Annotated in this window: 19 protein-coding genes; 14 read left to right on the plus strand and 5 right to left on the minus strand. The window is 52.0% G+C overall.

All coding sequences use genetic code 11. The features are described from left to right. The 9 genes from C8R31_RS14200 to arfB all read left to right on the plus strand — a co-directional run bounded on the left by C8R31_RS14200 (nucleotide 1) and on the right by arfB (nucleotide 10,110). Nucleotides 1–762, plus strand: coding sequence for an ABC transporter ATP-binding protein (locus C8R31_RS14200; protein ID WP_107694733.1), 762 nt, complete (start codon nucleotides 1–3; stop codon nucleotides 760–762). Between the two features lie 94 nt (nucleotides 763–856). Continuing rightward, nucleotides 857–4,252, plus strand: a complete 3,396-nt coding sequence (locus C8R31_RS14205) for a glycosyltransferase (protein WP_107694734.1) — start codon at nucleotides 857–859, stop codon at nucleotides 4,250–4,252. Nucleotides 4,253–4,579: 327 nt separating this feature from the next. Beyond that, on the plus strand, nucleotides 4,580–5,344 hold the full coding sequence (locus C8R31_RS14210) for a glycosyltransferase (protein ID WP_107694735.1): 765 nt from the start codon (nucleotides 4,580–4,582) through the stop codon (nucleotides 5,342–5,344). Then, on the plus strand, nucleotides 5,341–6,870 hold the full coding sequence (locus tag C8R31_RS14215) for a glycosyltransferase family 4 protein (protein WP_107694736.1): 1,530 nt from the start codon (nucleotides 5,341–5,343) through the stop codon (nucleotides 6,868–6,870). The genes C8R31_RS14210 and C8R31_RS14215 overlap by 4 nt, the downstream gene beginning before the upstream one ends. 38 nt (nucleotides 6,871–6,908) lie before the next feature. After that, the gene (locus tag C8R31_RS14220; protein WP_258192725.1) at nucleotides 6,909–7,625 is read left to right on the plus strand and encodes an FkbM family methyltransferase; all 717 of its coding nucleotides are present in this window, start codon (nucleotides 6,909–6,911) and stop codon (nucleotides 7,623–7,625) included. A gap of 614 nt (nucleotides 7,626–8,239) precedes the next feature. Beyond that, nucleotides 8,240–8,446 carry a hypothetical protein gene (locus tag C8R31_RS14225; protein ID WP_107694738.1) on the plus strand — a complete coding sequence of 69 codons (207 nt, stop codon included), beginning with the start codon at nucleotides 8,240–8,242 and terminating at the stop codon, nucleotides 8,444–8,446. Beyond that, entirely contained in the window at nucleotides 8,443–8,556 is a 114-nt protein-coding gene (locus tag C8R31_RS16830) for a PEPxxWA-CTERM sorting domain-containing protein (protein ID WP_219907535.1), read from the plus strand. The genes C8R31_RS14225 and C8R31_RS16830 overlap by 4 nt, the downstream gene beginning before the upstream one ends. Nucleotides 8,557–8,729: 173 nt before the next feature. Continuing rightward, complete coding sequence (locus tag C8R31_RS14235) at nucleotides 8,730–9,632, plus strand: NAD(P)-dependent oxidoreductase (RefSeq protein ID WP_107694740.1); 903 nt, start codon at nucleotides 8,730–8,732, stop codon at nucleotides 9,630–9,632. 55 nt (nucleotides 9,633–9,687) lie between these two features. Further along, nucleotides 9,688–10,110 carry an alternative ribosome rescue aminoacyl-tRNA hydrolase ArfB gene (arfB, locus tag C8R31_RS14240; RefSeq protein WP_107694741.1) on the plus strand — a complete coding sequence of 141 codons (423 nt, stop codon included), beginning with the start codon at nucleotides 9,688–9,690 and terminating at the stop codon, nucleotides 10,108–10,110. Nucleotides 10,111–10,133: 23 nt separating this feature from the next. On the opposite strand, the gene C8R31_RS14245 is transcribed toward arfB, so the two are convergent. The 3 genes from C8R31_RS14245 to C8R31_RS14255 all read right to left on the minus strand — a co-directional run bounded on the left by C8R31_RS14245 (nucleotide 10,134) and on the right by C8R31_RS14255 (nucleotide 13,089). Beyond that, nucleotides 10,134–11,657, minus strand: coding sequence for a HAMP domain-containing sensor histidine kinase (locus C8R31_RS14245; RefSeq protein ID WP_107694742.1), 1,524 nt, complete (start codon nucleotides 11,655–11,657; stop codon nucleotides 10,134–10,136). 32 nt (nucleotides 11,658–11,689) lie between these two features. Next, a complete protein-coding gene (locus C8R31_RS14250) occupies nucleotides 11,690–12,133 on the minus strand; it encodes a response regulator transcription factor (RefSeq protein ID WP_107694743.1) in 444 nt (147 codons plus the stop codon). A 272-nt stretch (nucleotides 12,134–12,405) separates the two neighbouring features. Then, nucleotides 12,406–13,089, minus strand: a complete 684-nt coding sequence (locus C8R31_RS14255) for an alpha/beta hydrolase (protein ID WP_107694744.1) — start codon at nucleotides 13,087–13,089, stop codon at nucleotides 12,406–12,408. A gap of 274 nt (nucleotides 13,090–13,363) precedes the next feature. Here C8R31_RS14255 and C8R31_RS14265 point away from each other — a divergent pair, with 274 nt between their 5' ends. Then, a complete protein-coding gene (locus tag C8R31_RS14265) occupies nucleotides 13,364–14,467 on the plus strand; it encodes a transglutaminase-like domain-containing protein (protein WP_107694746.1) in 1,104 nt (367 codons plus the stop codon). A gap of 116 nt (nucleotides 14,468–14,583) precedes the next feature. Here the strand turns inward: C8R31_RS14265 and yjgA are convergent, their stop codons facing one another. Continuing rightward, a complete protein-coding gene (gene yjgA / locus C8R31_RS14270) occupies nucleotides 14,584–15,114 on the minus strand; it encodes a ribosome biogenesis factor YjgA (RefSeq protein ID WP_258192723.1) in 531 nt (176 codons plus the stop codon). Between the two features lie 94 nt (nucleotides 15,115–15,208). On the opposite strand from yjgA, the gene pmbA reads away from it, so the two are divergent. The 3 genes from pmbA (at nucleotide 15,209) to C8R31_RS14285 (ending at nucleotide 18,835) form a co-directional block, all read left to right on the plus strand. Continuing rightward, a complete protein-coding gene (gene pmbA, locus C8R31_RS14275; RefSeq protein ID WP_107694748.1) occupies nucleotides 15,209–16,567 on the plus strand; it encodes a metalloprotease PmbA in 1,359 nt (452 codons plus the stop codon). Between the two features lie 178 nt (nucleotides 16,568–16,745). Further along, nucleotides 16,746–17,789 carry a phosphoglycerate mutase gene (locus C8R31_RS14280; protein WP_107694749.1) on the plus strand — a complete coding sequence of 348 codons (1,044 nt, stop codon included), beginning with the start codon at nucleotides 16,746–16,748 and terminating at the stop codon, nucleotides 17,787–17,789. A gap of 311 nt (nucleotides 17,790–18,100) precedes the next feature. Then, nucleotides 18,101–18,835 carry a LuxR family transcriptional regulator gene (locus C8R31_RS14285; RefSeq protein ID WP_107694750.1) on the plus strand — a complete coding sequence of 245 codons (735 nt, stop codon included), beginning with the start codon at nucleotides 18,101–18,103 and terminating at the stop codon, nucleotides 18,833–18,835. Nucleotides 18,836–18,905: 70 nt separating this feature from the next. Here C8R31_RS14285 and xth read toward each other — a convergent pair whose 3' ends face one another. Next, nucleotides 18,906–19,676 (minus strand): exodeoxyribonuclease III, encoded by a 771-nt coding sequence (xth, locus tag C8R31_RS14290; RefSeq protein ID WP_107694751.1) that lies wholly within the window; start codon nucleotides 19,674–19,676, stop codon nucleotides 18,906–18,908. A 224-nt stretch (nucleotides 19,677–19,900) separates the two neighbouring features. Here xth and folE point away from each other — a divergent pair, with 224 nt between their 5' ends. After that, nucleotides 19,901–20,470 (plus strand): GTP cyclohydrolase I FolE, encoded by a 570-nt coding sequence (gene folE, locus C8R31_RS14295; RefSeq protein WP_107694752.1) that lies wholly within the window; start codon nucleotides 19,901–19,903, stop codon nucleotides 20,468–20,470. The last annotated feature ends 120 nt before the right edge of the window (nucleotides 20,471–20,590 follow it).

Genomic DNA, 20,590 nt, shown 5'->3' on the forward strand with positions numbered 1-20,590 from the left:
ATGAGTCTGGTACAGGTACAAGGAGTCACCCTAAACTATCCTCTTATCGGTATGGGAAATCGATCCGTCAAAAATCAGCTTCTCAGCACGGCGACAGGCGGATTACTCACTGCAGGCGATCAGATTCCAGTGGTCAGGGCGTTACAAGATATCAGTTTCTCTTTGAAAGAAGGGGATCGACTTGGGTTGGTCGGACATAACGGCGCAGGCAAGTCAACCCTACTTAAAGTTCTTGCCGGCATATATAAGCCAACGTTCGGCACAGCATCGACGAGCGGCAGAGTCGTCTCGACGCTAAACCTGGCCTTGGGAATGGAACCGGAAGCGACAGGTATCGAAAACATACTCATTCGGGGTTTACTACTCGGGATGAAAAAAAAGGAAATCTACAAAAAAATGGAAGAGATTGCCAGATTCACTGAACTTGGCGACTACCTGAAGATGCCGCTTCGGATCTACTCTTCCGGAATGGCCACTCGACTGGCCTTTGCTACTGTCACCGCTATGGAAGCCGATATCCTGCTGATGGATGAGGTAATTGGTACGGGGGACGCACGTTTCATGGAGAAGGCGGAGCATCGGCTTAAGGAATTCATACACCGTAGCAAGATACTAGTACTTGCTTCCCATACTGAATCAATAATACGAAACTTTTGCAACAAGGCTCTGTTGCTGGAGCAGGGAAAGATTCAACAAATAGGTCCAGTTGACGAGATATTTCAACTTTATCAGCAGCGCACTGCTACCACATTCTCAGCTTAAGACATAGGACGTAACCTCGCCTGCAGAACTCGCTTCCAGGGAACCGTACCCAGACTTGTCTATGGACACACACGACCGGTAGCGCATAAAGCATATGCTGAGCAAAAGCCGTTTGTTACACATCGCGAGATACTTCTACGCCAATCTTCCCCTGACTTATCCCGCGAAGGCAAAAATTCGTGAAGCCCTGTCTCCTGTCCTTCGCGCACTTACGAGCGAGAAAAGAGGGTTGGCGATGTTTTCGGAACTAAGAAAGTCCTTTGGTTCCCGCTCTGATTCGCTCGCATGGCCAGCGCCTGATGAGCATGCTTTTGTGCAGTTGCTCCTGGAGCTTTCCGAGCACTGCAGTAGGTACGGACCGATCGGCAGCATGATTACAGTGCCGTTCATGAGTTCGGGTGGTGCAGAGCGGGTAGCGCTTAATTTCGCATGCGCATACCGTGAGCTTCAGCCCCGTTTTACCGTTCTCGTCCTCATAACGGATCGTCCTTTGAAAAACGATCTCATGGTTCTACCCGACGGTATCAAGGTCGTAGCATTGCATGACCACGTGCAATCCGATTTCGAGAACATTCGGCTGCAATTTCTGAAGTCATTGGTTCAGGCTGTTAAGCCAACTGTTCTCCATAACATTAACAGTGAACTGGCATGGAAGCTGATCATCGATCATGGCCTTTTGATGTCGCGACTCACGCAGATTTTTGCAAGTATATTTGCCTTTCAATATCTGCCCGGTACCCGTCGCAAGACCGGCTACGCATCCTATTTTCTCCAGCCGGCATTACCTCATCTCCATGGGTTGCTGAGCGATAATCATCGGTTCATTACCGACGCAATTGCTGAATACGAGCTTGACGCGACTACCTCGACGAAACTGCATGTTGTTTACAATCCTTGCAGAATTTTCCTGGAGAAGACCCTAAATGCGCCTCCCATATCATCTTCCTCTTGCGGCGCTGATGGGCCTGACCGGCGTTTGCGGGTGTTGTGGGCTGGCAGGCTGGACGCGGAGAAGCGTGTCGACTTGCTCTACGATATCGCCCGACGCTGTGTCTTTGCCGATTTCATGGTTTATGGCCACAGCGTCATTGATAAGGAAACCAGCCTCCCGTCACAGCCCAACCTGATCTTAAAGGGGGGGTTTTCCGATCCATATGAATTAGTGAGGGATGGACCATTTGATGCATTTCTATTTACCTCCCGTTGGGAAGGTCTACCCAACATTCTGCTCGAAGTTGGCGCGTTGGGAATTCCGGTAATTGCCCCCACAGTCGGGGGGGTAGGAGAACTGATTTCGACGCGGACTGGCTTCCCGCTTCCAGAGGAGCCGACAGTACGGGACTATGAGGAAGCCCTTCAGATTGTCAGAGCTGATCCCGGTGAAGCCGCCACGCGAGCTCAAGCGCTAAAAGAGCTGGTGAAAACCCGGCATAGCTGGGGCGCTTTCCGTGAAAGCGTGCAAACAATACCGGGCTACATCAACGCATCTGACGGATTCGGTAGGGGAAACCGGGTGGCTTCCGATTCGGGGCCGGAAAATCCAGTAATATCCATCGTAATTCCCTTCTTCAATCAAGGTCAATATCTATACGAATCCGTCTCGTCGGCCCTGCTGGCATACGAGGGAAAAACGGAAATTATCGTTGTCGATGACGGAAGCACCGATCCAAAAACGGAGCTCTATCTCAGCGAGGTAGCTACTCTGTCCGGGAAAGTGCGCATTGTGCGCCAAGCGAACCAAGGCCTCTCGGGAGCGCGAAATTCGGGAATTGAAGCTGCCAAGGGGCAATTCATTCAGCTCCTCGATGCCGACGATATTCTTATCCCCGGCAAGCTGGACGTCCAGGTGGCGCACATGACGGTCTGTCCAGCGCTTGACGTATCCATATGTGATTTCTTGTTGTCCGATGAGACTGTTACACATATTACGCGTTCTGATGCGGCCATCTCCAGATTTCCGCTCACCCTCGACGATTTTTTGTATCGCTGGGAGCGAGGATTCGCTATCCCGATTCATTGCGCCCTGTTCCGAAAGGACGTCTTCTCACAAACGAGATTCGATGTAGGCGCACGCGCCAAGGAAGACTGGCTCTTCTGGTGCACACTCAGTTCTCTGGGCTGTCGGCTGGCATATCTACGTGGTCATTACGCTGTTTACCGGCAACATGCACAAAGCATGCGCCGCTCCTATGTCGGCATGGGCAAAAGCTGGCTCCTTGCTGCGCAAAAAATCGACGCTTTACTTGGAGGGAAACATCCTCTCTTTCTCGAGTCGGCTGTTTCATGGTTCGAGCAGTACTACGAAAAGCATCCCGAGTATCGTCAAGAAGTTTCTCGTTTACAGACGAATTTGTCGTCAGCAGAAACATCAACCCCAACACGCTCAGATAACCAGGAAGCGAATGCTGCACAGTTGCTGAGGCAACTCTCCTTTTTATCCACTACGGCCAACTCCCCATTTATCTCGGTGGTTATTCCTGTCTACAACCACTACGAGTATATTGAAGAATGCTTGCGCTCACTGTCGGAGCAAGGAACAACGGAATTCGAGGTGATCTGCATCGACGATGCCTCTCCCGACCTTCGCATTCACGAACTGATGCGAGGACTGAAGGGCAAACTAACCGGCCTCCGCATCGTCACGCATGCTTCCAATCGAGGTATTTCCGCATCTCAGAACGAGGCCGTTGAGCTGGCGAGGGGAAAGTTCATTGCCTTTCTCGACTGCGACGACTTGCTCGTGCCAAACGCGCTTTCACGTGTAGATGAGGAGATTAAACAACGGCCCGATATCGACTATTTTTTTTCTGATCGGTGGGATATTGATGAAGCCGGAGCTTCCGTGCGCCTCGCAAGATATGGAGGTTATTACCATCTAAAACCAGGTAATCGCTCATTACGCGAGGATTTGCTGGATGGCATGGTTGCCTCTCATCTTAAAGTCATCCGCCGCTCTGTATTTATTCAGGTGAACGGATGCAGCGATGAATTCGAGGGTATTCAAGACTGGGAGCTGGCTCTAAAGATTTCGGAAATAGGAAGGCTGGCGTATATTCCAGAGCCCCTCTATAAACATCGTATCCATTCTCATTCGGTGACTGAGTCGGCAAAAGTAGATCAGATGAGAAAAACAAATATGTTGAGGCGCCGCTATATTGACCGCTGGATCAGAAGCGCAAAGTGTTCGGTAGCGGGGACACATCCTGGACCTTCACAGGTCTTCAATTGCAATAGCGCGTTGCCGTCCCTTGCTGAATTAAAAAAAAGCAGATCGTCGAGCCAGTGCTGCGTACTGGACCTGCGCGGTCCAGTCCTGACTTCCGCAATTACCTTTGCCCGCGAATTTAACTCATACTTCGATTTAATACTGTGGGACAGACCGGAGGTGCCTGCCGCCCTGATGGGCTATCTTTGGGGCGATGTATTGAGCCCTCATAACGCAACCAGGAGGTCGGAAGTGGTGAGCCATTCGGTTAAGGGGGACCATTAGATAATCCTGGCGCGTTGCAGCGGCATTTTACGCTGGAACCTCTTCGACCGACATCCTGCCTGTTCCCCCGTTTGTGCGGTACCGCACCGAAACATCCGGCTTCGTTTATCTATTATGTCGGCCGACCGCTAATTTACTAAAATTCAGTGGCCATCCTTAAGAAAAAAACATTTTTCCGGCCCCTGAACGAGTAATCAAATTGGCATTACATCCCGTCTAGCACCCCGGAGGCCTTACCTTGCGATTAGAAAATAGTTGCGGAGAATCGCACAATTTAATCTGAGGCAGAGGTCCAATTTTCCCCCCATTATCTCGGTACGATAGAAGATGTATTCAACAAAACCTATTATAAGCCAAGTCGTTACTTTTCATACTGAGGGGGTGCTGGCGCATTTCACCTTATCCAGCCTAATACGAGTTCGTGAATATGCGTCGATGCAGAAAATTCCGATTGAGTTCGTTCTAACATTGGACAACGCTGACGAACTTACTACTCGCATTGTTAAGAACCACCCCCTAATCAGTAAACGAGATCAAATAGTTAGCGTAACCCATGGAGATTTGGCCTCTTCTCGAAATAGTGGTGTTAGTGCAGCCCGGGGCGAATACGTTGGCACCATGGACGGTGATGATCATTATTCGGCGAACTGGCCTGTTGCCGCGCTGGAGGTTGCCAGAACGAATGAGACCCCCGTAATAATTCATCCTGAATTGTGCGTTTCGTTTGGCGCATTCCATTCCGTCGCACGTCTCATCGACATGACGAAGGATTCATTTCCGCTTGCTGCCTGTATTTCCCACCACCCTTGGGTATCGTGCTCATTTGGGATCAGGAAGTTATATGTCGAGCACCCGTATCAGCGTACGGATGTGAAGGAAACGGGTTTTGGCTACGAAGACTGGCACTGGAATGCCGAGTTGCTAGCCCATGGTGTTACGCACGTGTGTGCACCTAAAACCGCATTGTTCTATAGACGAAAGGCCGAGTCCATGGTGATGTCTATGGTGTCGACAGGTGCGATTATTCGCCCTTGCTCCTTTTTTGACAGAGTGGAACTTTGGTCTGGATCAGATAGGGTGTCCATCACATGAGCGTCAAATCCATGCTTAAACCTGAGCCCCTTCTTTCATTCATCTTTCGTGTTTTTGTTAAACCTGTCCTTGATTTCCTGCCTGAACTACGGCGTAACCAAATAATGACGATTGCGCATCATGTCAAAACCACGCTTTTTTATGGTCATGTCATGAATTTCAGTGACAACTGGAAGCCGATTCGCATTATGGAGGACAAAAAAGCTAACACTCGTGCTGCTGCAGCCTCGAATGCCACAGTTCCCGCTTGGGTAGTGGAGGAGTTGCGTCATCTTGCCGAGATCGAGCCTGATTTATTTCCTACTCCACAATATCTATCACAATTTAACATCTATCGGCCCACTATCGATGCGGCTCCGGGCATGGTTTACGCTGATTGCCGTCGGCTCGTCGGCGATACGAATCCGGATATCATTATCATTGTGCCCTGGCTGAAACGCGGCGGCGCTGACCTCGGTACGTTGCATCATATCAATGTCTGCCGACGGCTGGGATTGAGTGCTGTACTTATCACAACCTTGGACACGGTATCGCCGTGGCTGGAGCGTGTTCCGAAAGATGTGCCGGTAGTGGAGCTTGGACGAGTGGGGCGAAAGATAACCCAGGCACAAAGGATGACCGTATTGGTGAGACTGGTGCTTCAATCGCGCGCTTCTACGATCCATATTATTCAATCACAGCTTGGGTGGGACATGTTAAAGGCCCACGGCAAGTCTTTGCAAGCTGAAGGAAAATCTGTCTTCGCTAGTCTTTATTGCGAGGATCATGATTCCACGGGGCAAAAGCATGGTTATGCACGCTATTACCTGGCCTCAACGTTACCATACCTTACCGGAGTAATTTGTGATAGCGCTTATTACCCGGCAGAGCTGAGCCGGCATTATGGCGTAGATAGCCGCAGAACGCATACCGTCTACTTTCCAGGCACATCCGTAAGAGAATCCGAATACATCTCCACCAATCAGGGCAAAGTACTGTGGGCAAGCCGGATTACCCAACAGAAACGACCCGACCTTCTGCTTAAAATTGCTACGGCCATGCCGGACATTCAATTCCATGTGCGGGGCCATGCCGAAAAGCATGACGAAAAGCAGATGGAAAGCAATATAAGGCGGCTTCCCAATATAATATTTACCGGTTCTTATGAGGTTGGGGGTCTGGTAGAGGAGAATGATCAGTTCAGTTTGTTTCTCTATACATCCCTTACCGATGGTATGCCGAATGTCTTGCTTGAAGCAACATTGGCTGGCCTGCCTATCGTGGCATCGGCCGTAGGGGGCGTACCCGAGCTGATCAATGACGAAACAGGATACCCTGTGGCAGATACTGAATCGGTCAATGCATACGTTAGCGCAATCAGAAAAGCGTTAAGTAACCCGGAAGAGAGGCACAACCGCTGGGGGTGCGCGCTTGAGTTGGTCCGGAAGAGGCATACGCAGGAGAGCTTTTTCCAGCAAATGGTCGAAATAAAAGATTACTTTCCCGGAACCGCTAAAGAAACACCAAGATTAAGGGCCCTTGCATGAGACAGTTGAGCCCTGAAATTGCTGCTATGCCGTTAATCATGGATATAGGCATGAACAACGGCCGCGACAGTCTGTTCTATCTGCGCAAGGGCTTCCGGGTAGTCTCTGTGGAAGCAAGCCCACCCGCGGTTGAGAACGCACGTATAAACCTGGCTCCCTATATTGATTCGGGTCAGCTGGTCATCGAGCCAGTCGGTTTAGCCGCGCAGGAGGGTGAGTTTATTTTCTATGCCAATCTCGACAATGACCGGTGGAGCAGCTTCAATAAAAGCTGGGGAACCCGAAACGGGACACAATATCTTGAAATCCCAGTGCAGTGCATCCGGCCACAATCCCTTTTCAAAAAGCATGGTATACCCTATTACCTTAAGATCGATATCGAGGGTAATGACATCAATGTAGTATGTGCATTGCGTGATTTCCCCCTCCGTCCACGGTATGTGTCCATAGAAGAGAGTCAAACCTCTTATTTTGCGGAACTATGGTCTGTCGGGTGCCGGCAATTCAAGCTCGTTGACCAATGGAGTTTATGGCAAGTGAAGTGCCCAAATCCCCCTTTGGAAGGAAAGTATGTCGATATCGACTTCGACAACACGACATCCGGACCATTTGGAGATGAAGCACCGGGTGAATGGCTCGACTTTTCCCATGTCCTGGAAGCATATTTGACAAAAGTGAGATCGCCGACGCGTGGTTGGCTCGCGGCTGAAACCTCCTCGTTTGATATTCATGGGCGCATCGACTCATACCGATAGTTCAGCTGGAGGCACCGCCAGGCAGCTAATAATCAGTCTTTATGCTGGTGCAGCTAAGGTCAAGCATAGATTGGCGTTTGGCGAGCATAATGTCGGGTATTAATCTAAGCTTGAGTAACTTTTCTTGGCGCCCGACAGTTTGATATAGGATATGACGGTCTACGACGTCAGCACATCAAAACAGCACACATTGGGGCGTTCTTACACGAAGACCGCTGGTATTCGGTTACATATCATTTATCCCGCAATTGACTTGCTTGTAGTTGTATTTGAGAAAGGGCACACATCGCGCGGGTTTCATATCGCTGCGCCTATTTCTATGTCCGAGCACACAAATAGAATAATCCAGTAAAAGCCAGCCGCACTTCAGTGCTTCCAGGAGCAGGACGCGACAACTCGAATAAAGGAGTGAGATGTTTAGAACGATTTGTGCCCTACTCGCAGCAGGGTTCTGCAGGGAGCGAATTACGGATGGCGCAAGTTCGAAGGCACCCAGTTACATTTTCCTGAAGATCCGGAACAACCACACCGGACCCATCTTTGAGTAGGACCACAATGGTGGCGGAGCGTCGATTATTGGCGGCTACGCGTATTGCGGGGCGGAAATTAACGGGTTGGAGGGAACCTATTTCTTTGCAGACTTTATCACCGACAAAGTCATGACGTTCCGCTTCTCTGAAGATACTAGAATCACGGAACTTGCCGACCGGACCGCCGAATTGATCTCTCCCACCGGCATGACCGGACGTATTACCTCGTTCGGCTCGGATGGTTCAGGTAATCTCTACCTAGTGAGCCGCCGCGGACAGAGATCGGTGTGATAACGTCGGTCCCGGAACCAGAGGCGTGGGCAATGATGTTGGCCGGTTTTACGTTAGTCGGAGCATGCGGCAGATATAGGGAGAAAAAGCGGGGACACATCAACGCTTGATCAAGCGCCGGGGCGCCAAACCCTGCCATAAAAGCCTTCACGTTGGGTAGGATGAGTCGATAACGCGATCCCGAAGCAGGAGAGGGTAGTCAAGCGGAACTTCTTAACCCAGCGTTCTGGATAAGTGGCCCAAACATATACAACCCCAAGCTCTGGGAAAGGTTGGCAAGTCAATGTCGGAGCTTTCTTCACCTCCTCGAATTATCGTTACCGGCGCGAGCAGCATCATCGGGCAGTTTCTGCTGCCTAAGCTCGCAAATTCCGGTTGCGAGGTTCATGCCATCAGCCGTAATAACCGCAGCGGTCTGATTGCCACCGAAAAAAATTTATTCTGGCACTCGAGCGACATCAGCGATCCTGAGCAGTTGCCCCGCCTCTCCGCCAATGCGCTTGTGCATCTTGCGCCGCTCTGGCTGCTTCCCCCGCTGTTGCCCGTTTTGGACTCGCTTCAGCTTAAACGGGTGATCGGCTTCGGTTCGACCAGCGTATTCAGCAAGGCCGGTTCGGTCAACCCGGAGGAACGGCGTCTATCGGTGCGTTTAACCGAGGCGGAGGAGGAGGTTAGCAAGCTCTGCGCGGCCTTCGGAATGAACTGGACTGTGTTCCGCCCAACGTTGGTATACGATTGTGTGCGGGATAAGAATATTACTAGAATCGCGAGTTTTATTCGGCGCTTCGGTTTTTTTCCATTACTGGGAGAAGGCCGGGGGTTGCGCCAGCCAGTCCATGCCGATGATCTCGCAAATGCCTGCATTCTTGCCCTCTGGCGGCCACAGACGTTCAACCGGGCATACAATTTGAGCGGGGGTGAGGCATTAAGCTATCTGCAGATGGTCGCGAAAATCTTCGACGCGCTCGGCAAGCCGGCACGTTTTTTCACGGTGCCCGAGTGGCTATTTCACGCCGCAATAAAGCTCGTCAGGCTGCTGCCCGGCGGCCGGGGGCTGAACGCAGAGATGGCGACACGAATGAACGTTGATTTGTGTTTTAATCATTCTGAAGCAACCAGGGATTTCGATTTTTCGCCGCGGTTGTTTCTTCCCCATTGGGACCATGCGGATACAATGCAAAAATGAGCCAGGCATGAAGCGATTGGTAAAAATTTAAGTCGTACTCTGCCCGCACAGCATAATGGTGGAAAATCCCAATACGATATCCGTTGCCGAAAGCGAGATCGAGATTAAAGCGATTCGAGCGCAGGGATCGGGTGGACAAAATGTAAACAAGGTATCCAGCGCAATTCACCTACGCTATGATATTGACGCTTCCTCGCTGCCTGAAGTTTACAAGGAGCGCTTATTGAAGCTCAACGATTCGCGGATCACAAGAGAAGGTATTGTGGTTATCAAGTCGCAGCAGTATCGCACTCAGGAGAAGAACCGTGAAGAAGCGGTGAGACGTTTGCAAGAACTCGTTGATAGCATCGCCGTGCTACCACCCAAGCGAAAACCCACTAAACCAACGCGTATTTCGCAAAAAAAACGGCTTGAAAGCAAAACCCATCGAGGACAGCTTAAAATCATGAGGAAAAAATCGGGCGAGTACCCATTGTAATAAAACCCGCCGATCTTCCATAGCTAAGCCGGTTGGCACCCGCCCTTGGATGGTGCCGTTGTTTCACCCTGAGAGTCTGGCAGATATTTACCCGAATTTGTTCTCTGCATGCTCGTTTCTGTATCCGATGCGTTTCCCACATACTGGAAGAGAACGGAAAAAGCCGTCCCGACGTCGTGTTCGCTGGCAACCTGGATGTGAAGCTTGTTATTTTCCGCCACTGTTTTCACGATCGACAGTCCAATTCCACTCGACGTCCGATTATGCAGAGCCGCTCTGGGCGCGTAAAAATATTCGTCGAATATATGCGGCAACTCCATATCACTTATGCCAATACCGTGGTCACTCACGGTTATCACCGCGGATAAGCTTTGCCGGTTGATTTTGGACACAATTTCCACCGAACCACCATCGTAGGAATAGGTAATAGCGTTTGAGATGATATTCTCGAAAAGTATTTCAAGCTGACTGGGAATACATTGCACGAAAAAATCATCGGTCGAGGCGTTTATCCTGATCTGTCGCGAATTGGCTATTGGCCCGAGTTTATCGATGCACTTGCGAATGACCGGACCAATATTGACGCACTCATGATTATTCGGGTCCCGAGCGGCGGCTTTCAATCTTTCAAGTTTAAGCACATCGAGGATCAAGCCTGCCATACCCGCGGCGCGGTCATCGATCTTTCCGAGAATATCCTTTATTTCAGGTGACACCTCTCCACAATAATTCCCTTTTACCAAACCGATTTTGCTGCGAATAGCGTCCAGGGGTGCCTTGAGCTGATGGGTCATGAGAACCGCATACCGGTCCTTTTCGACTTGCGCCTGGCTGATCTGCTTATAGGCATCCATGAGATGCCGCTCATTAGTGCGCACGACGATTGCCAGTCGCGAGACGACATACCAGACTATGATGAAAAGCACATCAAGCGTAACCATCCATAAGAGGATATTGACCTTGAGCGGGGTGACCTCGGCTGCGCCTGAATCTATCAGCACAGATTGAGGGGCCAGGAAAAGCAGGGGGTTCTCAATCAGCAAAACCGCCCCGTACATGCAACAGACAAGCGCGGTAACGATCAGGCTCTCGATGGTCGAGAAAAAAATGCAGGACAGGACGATGTGCAGCACATAGAAGAACGGAGCGGGCGTGCCAATGCTGCCCGCAAAATGCACGACGACCGACAGGCAAACAAGATCGATTATTATTTGCGCCCAGATGTTAATGGCCGGGGAGTTGTGTTTTGTTCGCGGACGGAAATCCAGGGCATAGATATAGAAAATATTAGCAATGGCCAATATGGCCGTCACGGCGACTGGCCACCCCTGCTGATGAGTGATGCCGATGGTGGTGAGCGTGTCGGAGGCGATAAGCGCAAATATCTGAAAAAGAATAAGTAGTGCGATTACGGCCCACCGAAAGATGATAAACCACCGCGCATTGCCGATTAATACCTCGTCGCTCAGCTTGGCGCGACCCAAGCCCACTCCCGGGAAAGCGAAGCGATTTTTGGAACCATCCCAGGAAAATTCGGCAATCGCCATGGTTAAATTTCCAGGAAGAACCTGGGTTAACGTTATGCGTCTTCCAGACGGCTACGTATGATCGACAGGAAACTCACCGGCTCCACCGGTTTTTCCACAATCAATATCCATTCGTCCGAAACCCCCGTGAAATAGGGGCGGATTTCTTCACCGAGAGAGGTCATGAATATCATGGGAAGCTTAGGAAAACGGTCGCGTATGGTGACGTAGGCTTCCAGGCCCTTATCCATCGTTTCGACCATTACGTCCAGGATTGCCAGGTCCGGCAGATCCGATGTATTCCCCAATGATTCTATGAAGTCATCCATTGTCTGGTAACTATCAACAGCATATCCATTCGCCGTGAGTATTTTCTTCACAGTGTCGCGAATGTCCGGATCGTCATCAATATGGGCAATTTTCCGGGTCGCGCCTTGTTTAGCTGTTATGGAAACCGGCAACTGTTCAGTATTTTGATTTTGGGCAACCGCGTGCATTTGGGTTCCTCCGCTTTGTCTAGTTATAAATATCTAGTTATGAATTACCCTGTTGATAAAAAGGAATATAGCACATAATTCCATATTGTCATCAGGGTAATACAGCAGATGTGAGGTAACTGTCATGTACACATAAAAAAATAGTGAAGATTTTCAGCCTGCTGGCTGGGAAGAGGTAGGGCTGCGGGAGGAAGTCGCGACGCTATCCGAACAGCGAATAGCGTTAGACACGATGATTAACAGCAGTAGCGGCTGATGCGATTGACTGAGCGCTATTCCAATACACGGTTCAGCCAGCGGCTGATGTCGTCGATTTCTTCCCTGCAAACGGTATGCGCCATCGGATATTCATGCCAATCCACCGCATAGCCCGACTCCAGCAACTGCTGCTTCGAAGTCGCCGCCAGTACTAAGGGTACGACACTGTCCAGGCGGCCATGGGCCATAAAAACCGGAGTGGCAAAATTGGCGCGATGCGCTTCTGCCGCAAGTGTCCGCGGCGCGGGGAGATAACCCGATAACGCCAAAATGCCGGCGAGTCTTTCGGAATGGCGCAAGCCGGTGTGTAAAGCCAAGGCCCCGCCTTGTGAGAACCCTGCCAGAACAACATTCTCGGGTTTAATCCCGCGCTCCGTTTCCCGATCTATCAAAGCTTCAATCGCTCGTTGCGAACTGCGTAAGCTCTCAAGGTTTTCCTGAACCCCAACATTTGGATCGATCATGTCGTAATCATGCCAGGCGCGCATCACCATTCCGCGGTTGATACTTACCGGTCGCATGGGGGCGTGAGGGAACACGAAGCGAATACTTAGGGTGGAAGGCAACGCGAGTTCGTCCACTATGGGAACGAAATCGTGCCCATCCGCACCAAGACCGTGCAGCCACAGGACCGCACGTGTGGGGCTGGGTCCGGTTTCGAGCTCGACGGCAGGAAGTAAACTGGTTGGAATCGTCATCGCTAGAGCACAATGAGCTGCACAAAGCTTGAAGGTGCTGCTGGGCAACTGGTCAAAAGGGGGCCAAGAAAACGAGGAAGGCGGTAGCCTAGCCTACGACGGCCGGAAGTGCAAACAAAAGCGAATGGCGGATTTCGAGGGAGGCTGGGGGAGTTGCAGCGCCTTGGAACCGCTTATAAATTATCTCGGGATCCTCCGGTTGACTTAACCTAGAGGGAGGATTAGATTCGCACCTGTCGATTTTCTTGGATCGAATCATACAGCAGGAGAAATCATGAAACGCAGGGATTTTATCAAGCTGGCCGGGGCAAGCGCGGCATTGCTTCCTGTTGCACCTTCGGTGTTTGGTAAGGATCAGGAGGTCATACGACCAAGAACAAATACCTATCGCCTGACTTATAAGGTCGACCTCCCCAGCGACGGGAACAAGGCGCGCCTATGGCTACCCTTGCCTGATATCAACGATAGCGCCCATCAATTTTCGCAAGGCAGCGTGTGGAGCGGGAATGCGAGCGTTGCCAAGTTTGATACCGTTCCCGGTACGGCCTCGCCCATGTTTTACGGGGAGTGGCGCGGAAGCGGTCCCCGCAACGTGACAGTAAGCAGCGTCGTCAAGACAACCAATCGTACGGTCGACCTGCAGCATTACTCCGAGCGACGCGGGGCCGCGCTTCCCGCGGATGTAAAACGTTATCTGCAGGCCACTAAGCACGTCCCCCTGGATGGCATCGTTCGCAAGACTGCGCTTTCCATAGTAAAGGATACCAATGCCCATTCCTCTCTGGAGAAAGCAAAGGCAATATACGATTGGGTCGTGGATAATTCCTATCGCGATCCGGAAACGCGGGGCTGCGGCCGGGGAGATATCAAATCCATGCTGGAATCCGGCAACCTGGGCGGCAAATGCGCCGACCTCAACACCTTGTTTGTCGGTCTGACAAGGGCCGCCGGTGTTCCTGCCCGGGATAACTATGGGATCCGGATAGATGAGTCCGCAGCGCATAAAACGCTTGGCCGATCGGGAGACATTACGACGGCTCAACATTGCCGTCCCGAATTTTATCTGGTCGGCCTGGGCTGGGTACCTGTCGATCCTTCCGATGTGCGTCAATTGGTATTGGACGAAGAATTGCCGCTTGGCCATCCAAGAGTGGCCTTACTAAGGGAAAAATTGTTTGGTTCGTGGGAAATGAACTGGGTGGCATTTAATCAGGCCCGAGACGTTACGCTGGCACGAGACAGCGTGTTGGGCGAACTGCCGTTCTTCATGTATCCGCAGGCTGAAGTCGGGGGCCATGCACGGGATAGCCTGGAACCGCAAGAATTTGCCTACAACATCGTCTCAGCGCAATTGGTCGGTACGGGCATCAAGTTTTAGTCACCGCTTGAAACGAAGGGATGGCGGCAGCCGAGCTGTGTATCCGCAGCCATTGCCGGCCACGGCTGCGTCAAGTGGCGACAAAAAGGGGGGAGTTCCCAGGCTCCAACACGCATTTACTCATCACGAATGAATCGGCCCTCCCCCCCGGTTTGAGGGATGAGGTTCTGCAATTCCTGAAATAAGGCACGGAAACTCTTAGGGGGCTTGTTCGCCAGCCTTTCTTTTTGCGCATTACGTATAAGCGCGCGCAGTTGCTGGAAGTCGGCGGCGGGAAATTTCTGTCCGAGTTCCTCCAGCGCCTGTTCATCTGACAATAGCCGTTCGCGCCAGCGCTCGAGTTGATGCAGCCATGCCGTCTGCTGCAGGGCTAGTCCGTTCCAAGCGTCCAGTTTTTGCCTGATAGGCAAAGCATCCAGGTCACGCATCAGCTTGCCGATAAATTGCATCTGGCGACGGATGGCGCCGTGTTTGCGCATCCGCTTGGCTTCAAGAACGGCGTCCATCAGTGTTTCAGGCAAATCAAGCTCCCTTAAACGCTTGAGATCGAGTTGAACCAACTGCTCGCCAATGTCCTGGAGTTCGTGCATCTCCCGCTTGCGTCGCGTTTTGCTCGGCGGAAGTTCGGATTCGGAATTATCAATCATGTTCTTTTGCACACCCATTCCCACGTTAAGAAACTGTTATCATAGCGCCATTCGCCGGTAACAAATCCATTGCAACTCCGGAAATCGCCCTCCCATGACCGCCATAGCAAAATCCTCGCCTCGTTTCTCCTATCCTTTCACTACACTCCAGACAATTGCGGCAGATGTGTTGAGCCAAGCGAAGAAGCTTGGCGCCACCGGCTGCGAAACCGACCTCTCCGATGGTTTCGGCCAGAACGTTACAGTACGGCGCGGGGAAGTAGAAACAATAGAATACAACCGCGACAAGGGTCTGTCGGTATCGGTATACATTGGGCAGAAGCGCGGCCACGCCAGTACCTCGGATTTTTCTCCACGGGCGGTAAGCGACACAGTGGCAGCGGCTATCTCGATAGCCGGCCATACCGCAGCCGACGATTGTGCGGGGCTGGCGGACGCCGATTTACTGGCGCGAGCGTTTCCCGATCTCGATCTCTATTTTCCCTGGGATTTGCCGGTAGAGCAGGCGATAGAACTTGCAAAGACGTGCGAAGCGACCGCGTTGGACGTTGACAAGCGTATCACCAATTCCGAAGGGGCCAGCGTTTATCTGAATGAATCGCAGTTTGTTTATGCGAACAGTCTTGGATTCATAGGTGGTTATCCCGCGTCGCGTCACAGCATCAGCTGTGCTGTGATAGCGAGCCAGAACGACACCATGCAGCGCGACTACTGGTACAGCGTGGCGCGCAATGCGCGCGACCTCGAGGAAGCCGGCAGCATCGGCAGAAAAGCGGGGACTCGCACTGTTGCCCGGCTGGGCGCCAAAAAAATTCCCACGTGTGAGGTCCCTGTGCTGTTTGAGGCGCCTATCGCTTCAAGTCTGATGGGACATTTCGTCAGGGCCGTCAGCGGGGGCAGTCTCTACCGGAAGTCGTCGTTCTTGCTGGACAGTATCGGCAAGCAGGTTTTTGCGCCGCACATCCAGATCCGGGAATTGCCTCATCTGAAAAGGGGTTTGGCTAGCCAGGCCTTCGACGATGAAGGCGTGGTCACGCATGAGCGCAACGTCGTCGAGAATGGCGTGTTGCAAGGTTACTTTCTCAGCAGTTATTCCGCGCGTAAGCTTGGCCTGCGTACCACCGGAAATGCCGGGGGCAATCACAATCTGATTCTTGAGAATGGAACTGGACTGGACTTCCCCGCCCTACTTAAAAAAATGGGTAAAGGCGTGCTGGTTACCGAATTGCTGGGCCAAGGGGTCAATCCTGTGACCGGGGATTATTCACGGGGAGCAGCCGGCTTTTGGGTCGAGGACGGAGAGATTCAGCATGCAGTGGAAGAGATTACCATTGCCGGTAATCTGAAAAATATGCTGCTCGGTATTTCCGCAGCGGGAAGTGATGTGGTCGTACGTGGTTCAAAACAGTGCGGCTCGCTGCTGATAGACAGGATGATGGTTGCGGGCGGTTAGGAACCGGATCAGAACGGGTTAATAATCCCGGTCCGTGGAGGATTAGTCGTGCTCCTGCGAGACAGGCTTTAGCTTCGCCCTCGACCTGTCTTTGTCAGAACACTGTCTCCAGCTCCCTGCCCGACAGCTTGACCCCGGATATGGACCATTCTTCGCTTACAGCCGAAAGTCCCATTCAATGAATCTGCATTTGCTCGTTCCCTCGCTATTCTGGCCTGACGCGTCGCTCCCCGAAATTTATCGTGATTTGCCGCTGCCTGCGCTGGAAAACCTCCTCACAAAATGCTCGCGCACAGATGATGAACCGGAGGGCATGGAGCCCTGGCTTTGCCGCGCCTTTGGCGTCCAGAAGCAGCTTGACTGGCCGGTGGCCCCTATCACGCTGCAGGGCGACGGCGGGGAGAGAATAAAAGCGGGACAGGATTATTGGATTCGTGCCGATCCGGTCCATTTGCGTATTGAGCGCGACCAAGCCGTCCTTGCTGACAGCCGCGTTTTTCCGATCGCGCCGGAAGAAGCCCATCAGCTGACAAGTCTGCTCACCCGGCATTTTTCTGCAAATGGCCTTGACATGAAATTCCTGCCTTTGCAGCCTGATCGCTGGTATGTGCGGCTGGTCGAGACGCCGCCGGCGCACACGCATTTACTCAGCGACGTTATCGATCATGGCATCAATGACCATTTGCCCTACGGCTCGAACAATACGATCTGGCGCGGCTTTTTTAATGAAGTTCAAATGCTGCTGCACGAGCACCCGCTAAACCAGGCGCGCGAGGGGCGCGGGGAACCTTCCATTAACGCTACCTGGTTCTGGGGCGGTGGAACCATGCCTGAGTCTTTAGTATCCGATTATTCGCAGGTGTGGAGCAATGATGTTCTTGCCGGCTGCCTCGCGCTTGTCTCCGGTACAGGCCAGGCCCCGCTCCCACCCAGCGCGGCAATATGGCGCCAGTCCACCCCATCCGGCAATCACCTTGTCGTGCTCGATTCCTTACACGGAAAGGCCCAGTACCATGATCCGTACGGATGGCGTGAAAGTCTGAAACAACTCGACCATAACTGGTTTGCACCTCTTTGGGCAATGTTGAAGCAGGGGGAAATCGATCAGGTGACCCTCACCTCGTTGGAGAATAAAAAAGTGAGGAATTTCACCGTCCGGCGCAGCGATTTGAGAAAATTCTGGCGTAGACCGAAAGCGATCGCCATGTATGCAGCCGGGTAATTTTGATAGTCGAAAAAGGCATGTTTTAGGTGCCTTTTCTGAAACTGGAAACATCCGATCATGCAGCAATATATATCCGGCGGCTGCTAAAACTTCTCATTGGCGCCTTCGAGGGAGCGGCAGGACTGCCACGATAGATGTCACTGAGGGCGCTCAGGTTTTCCATCCCGGAACGTTGGATCAGGTATGATTACAGCCAAAAAATAACCACTGCAAATAGCTCGCTAACTAACAATTCATAATAATAAGGCGATCATTTACACGCGGTAACGGCTCCGCAATAAAGTGGATGTATTGTAAGAGGGAGAATCATGACTGATATTAATCTGTTTGAATCGTTGCTAACGTGCAGCTCGGTGGAAGAATTGCACGACAGCGCCAAAGCTATTGCGCAGACAATGGGCTTCGAGCATTTTCTGTATGGAGTTCAGGTAAATACCTCGCTAACGCGTCCTTACCGGTTCATCCTCAGCTGCTATCCGGAGATATGGCGCAAACATTACGATGCGGAAGGCTACGCGAATATAGACCCCACCGTTTCCCACTGCGCCAAAACATCAATCCCTATCATATGGAAAAACGAAATTTTCAAGGGACGCAAGGAGGCCCGCGTAAGAAGCGAAGCAAAGGATTGCGGCCTGGTCAGCGGGGCCAGCTTTTCCGTGCATGGCGGGCGGGGTGAAGCCGCCATGCTAAGCCTGGCTACATCGCGAGAGTCTCGTGAAGCGCAGAATGACATTGTCGCCATGATGGGCCAAGCCCAGCTACTGACGTGTTATCTGCATGAGGCAGTCCAGCGTATCGTGCTAAGCAAAGGACCTCTGCCCTTGAAAAAAATCAACTTGACGGACCGGGAGAAAGAGTGTTTACTCTGGGCAGCCGAGGGTAAAACAGGCTGGGAAATAGCGAACATCGTGAGTATCTCGGAACGCACCGTGACGTTTCACCTTCAGAATGCGTCCCAGAAATTGGGCGTGGTCAACCGGCGGCAGGCGATCTCCCGGGCCCTTTCGATGGGACTTATCGAGCCCGGAAATATCGGGTAAGAAGCGGTGGTACCGTGGACGATCCGCGGCTGCCAACCCTGTCGTTGTATCTCCAAGCTCAAGAATAACGTCAGTGGCTTGCCAGTTCGACCATTACCGGAGCATGATCAGAAGGACGCTCCAGCTTGCGAGTCGCCTTGTCTATGACGCAAGCCGTACATACTTCAGCCAGTTCGCGACTCAAGAGAATATGGTCGATCCTCAAGCCCATGTTGCGGCGAAAAGCCATCATGCGGTAATCCCACCACGTATAGCATTTCTCCGGTTGCTCAAACAAACGGAAGCTATCTATCAGCCCCAAGTCAAGCACTTCCCGAAACGCCTCACGTTCTGGCAGGCTGAACAGAACCTGTCCATCCCATAATTTCGGGTCATGTACATCCCGCTCTTCCGGCGCGATGTTGAAGTCCCCCAGCAGTACGAGCTTGGGGTGCCTGCTCAACATATCCCGAATCCAACCCCGGAGGGCGCCCAGCCATTTCAGCTTGTATTGATACTTTTCAGATGTGACATGCTCGCCGTTTGGCACGTAAACACACGCGACCATGATGTCGCCATAAACTGCCGCCAGCACGCGCTTCTGCTGATCGTCCAGATCAGGGATGCCTGAAATAATATTGACGCCCGGCTGTTTGCTGAGCAGCGCGACGCCGTTGTATGTTTTCTGTCCCGAAAAAAGGGTCTGGTATCCAGCTGCTGCAATATCATTAATGGGGAAATTTTCGTCTTGCAGCTTGGTCTCTTGCAGGCACAGCACATCAGGCTGATTGGAAGCCAGCCAATCAAGAACCTGAGGGAGGCGGACTTTAAGGGAATTTACATTCCAGGTTGCTATTTTCATGTGGTGCTATTACTCGGCTCATATCACGGGCTGGAGTATATCCCGTTAAGCACATACTGAATAGTTGGCCATTTATGTTGTGTGCTATTATGATGCACGCACCAAATGGCCTGTTGGGTTTGTGACAGCAGCGGCCCATGATGTGCTTATTCAGGGGTTCCTCCAGAACTCGTTCGATATTTGACGCATCGTTATTGCTTCCCTCGAACACAGGTATAGCAACCATGGATAATCCAAAGGATTCAGAATTCGGCATAGCCGACTGGCAGCGACTGATCCGCTCAATCGGAGAAGACCCCTCGCGTCAAGGCCTGCATGAGACCCCCGGCCGGGTGTCGCGCGCCTGGGCCCACTGGACCCGCGGTTACAAGCAGGATCCCGCAGCTATCCTCAAGACATTCGCCGATGGGGGCGAAAGCTACGATGAATTGATTGTGGTCAGGCAAATACCCGTTTATTCGCATTGCGAACACCATCTCGCTCCCTTCTTTGGCCATGCAACCGTCGGGTATCTTCCGAGCGGACACATTGTCGGGTTGTCGAAGTTGACGCGACTCGTCAACTGTTTTGCCGCGCGCTTGCAGGTCCAGGAACGGCTGACACAACAGATCGCGCAATCTTTGCTTGAGCATTTGCAACCCAAGGCGGTGGGCGTGATCATCCGTTGCCGTCATATGTGTATGGAGTCGCGTGGAATCGCGGTGGCCGGCGAGGAGACGGTAACTTCCGCCATGCTCGGCGACCTGAAGACGAACGCTGCTCAGCGAGCGGAGTTCCTCGCACTTGCCGAATAAGCCCTTCGGCTTATTGAACAGCCTCCACAAGGCAGGTAGGCTATATTTGCTTGCGCGACCTGATTTGCTGAGCTGAGATCTCTGAGATTTTAATGAGCCTCTAATTCCTGAGCCTTGCGC

Origin of the sequence: Nitrosospira sp. Nsp2, assembly GCF_003050965.1 — a bacterium.
Taxonomy (GTDB): Bacteria; Pseudomonadota; Gammaproteobacteria; order Burkholderiales; family Nitrosomonadaceae; genus Nitrosospira.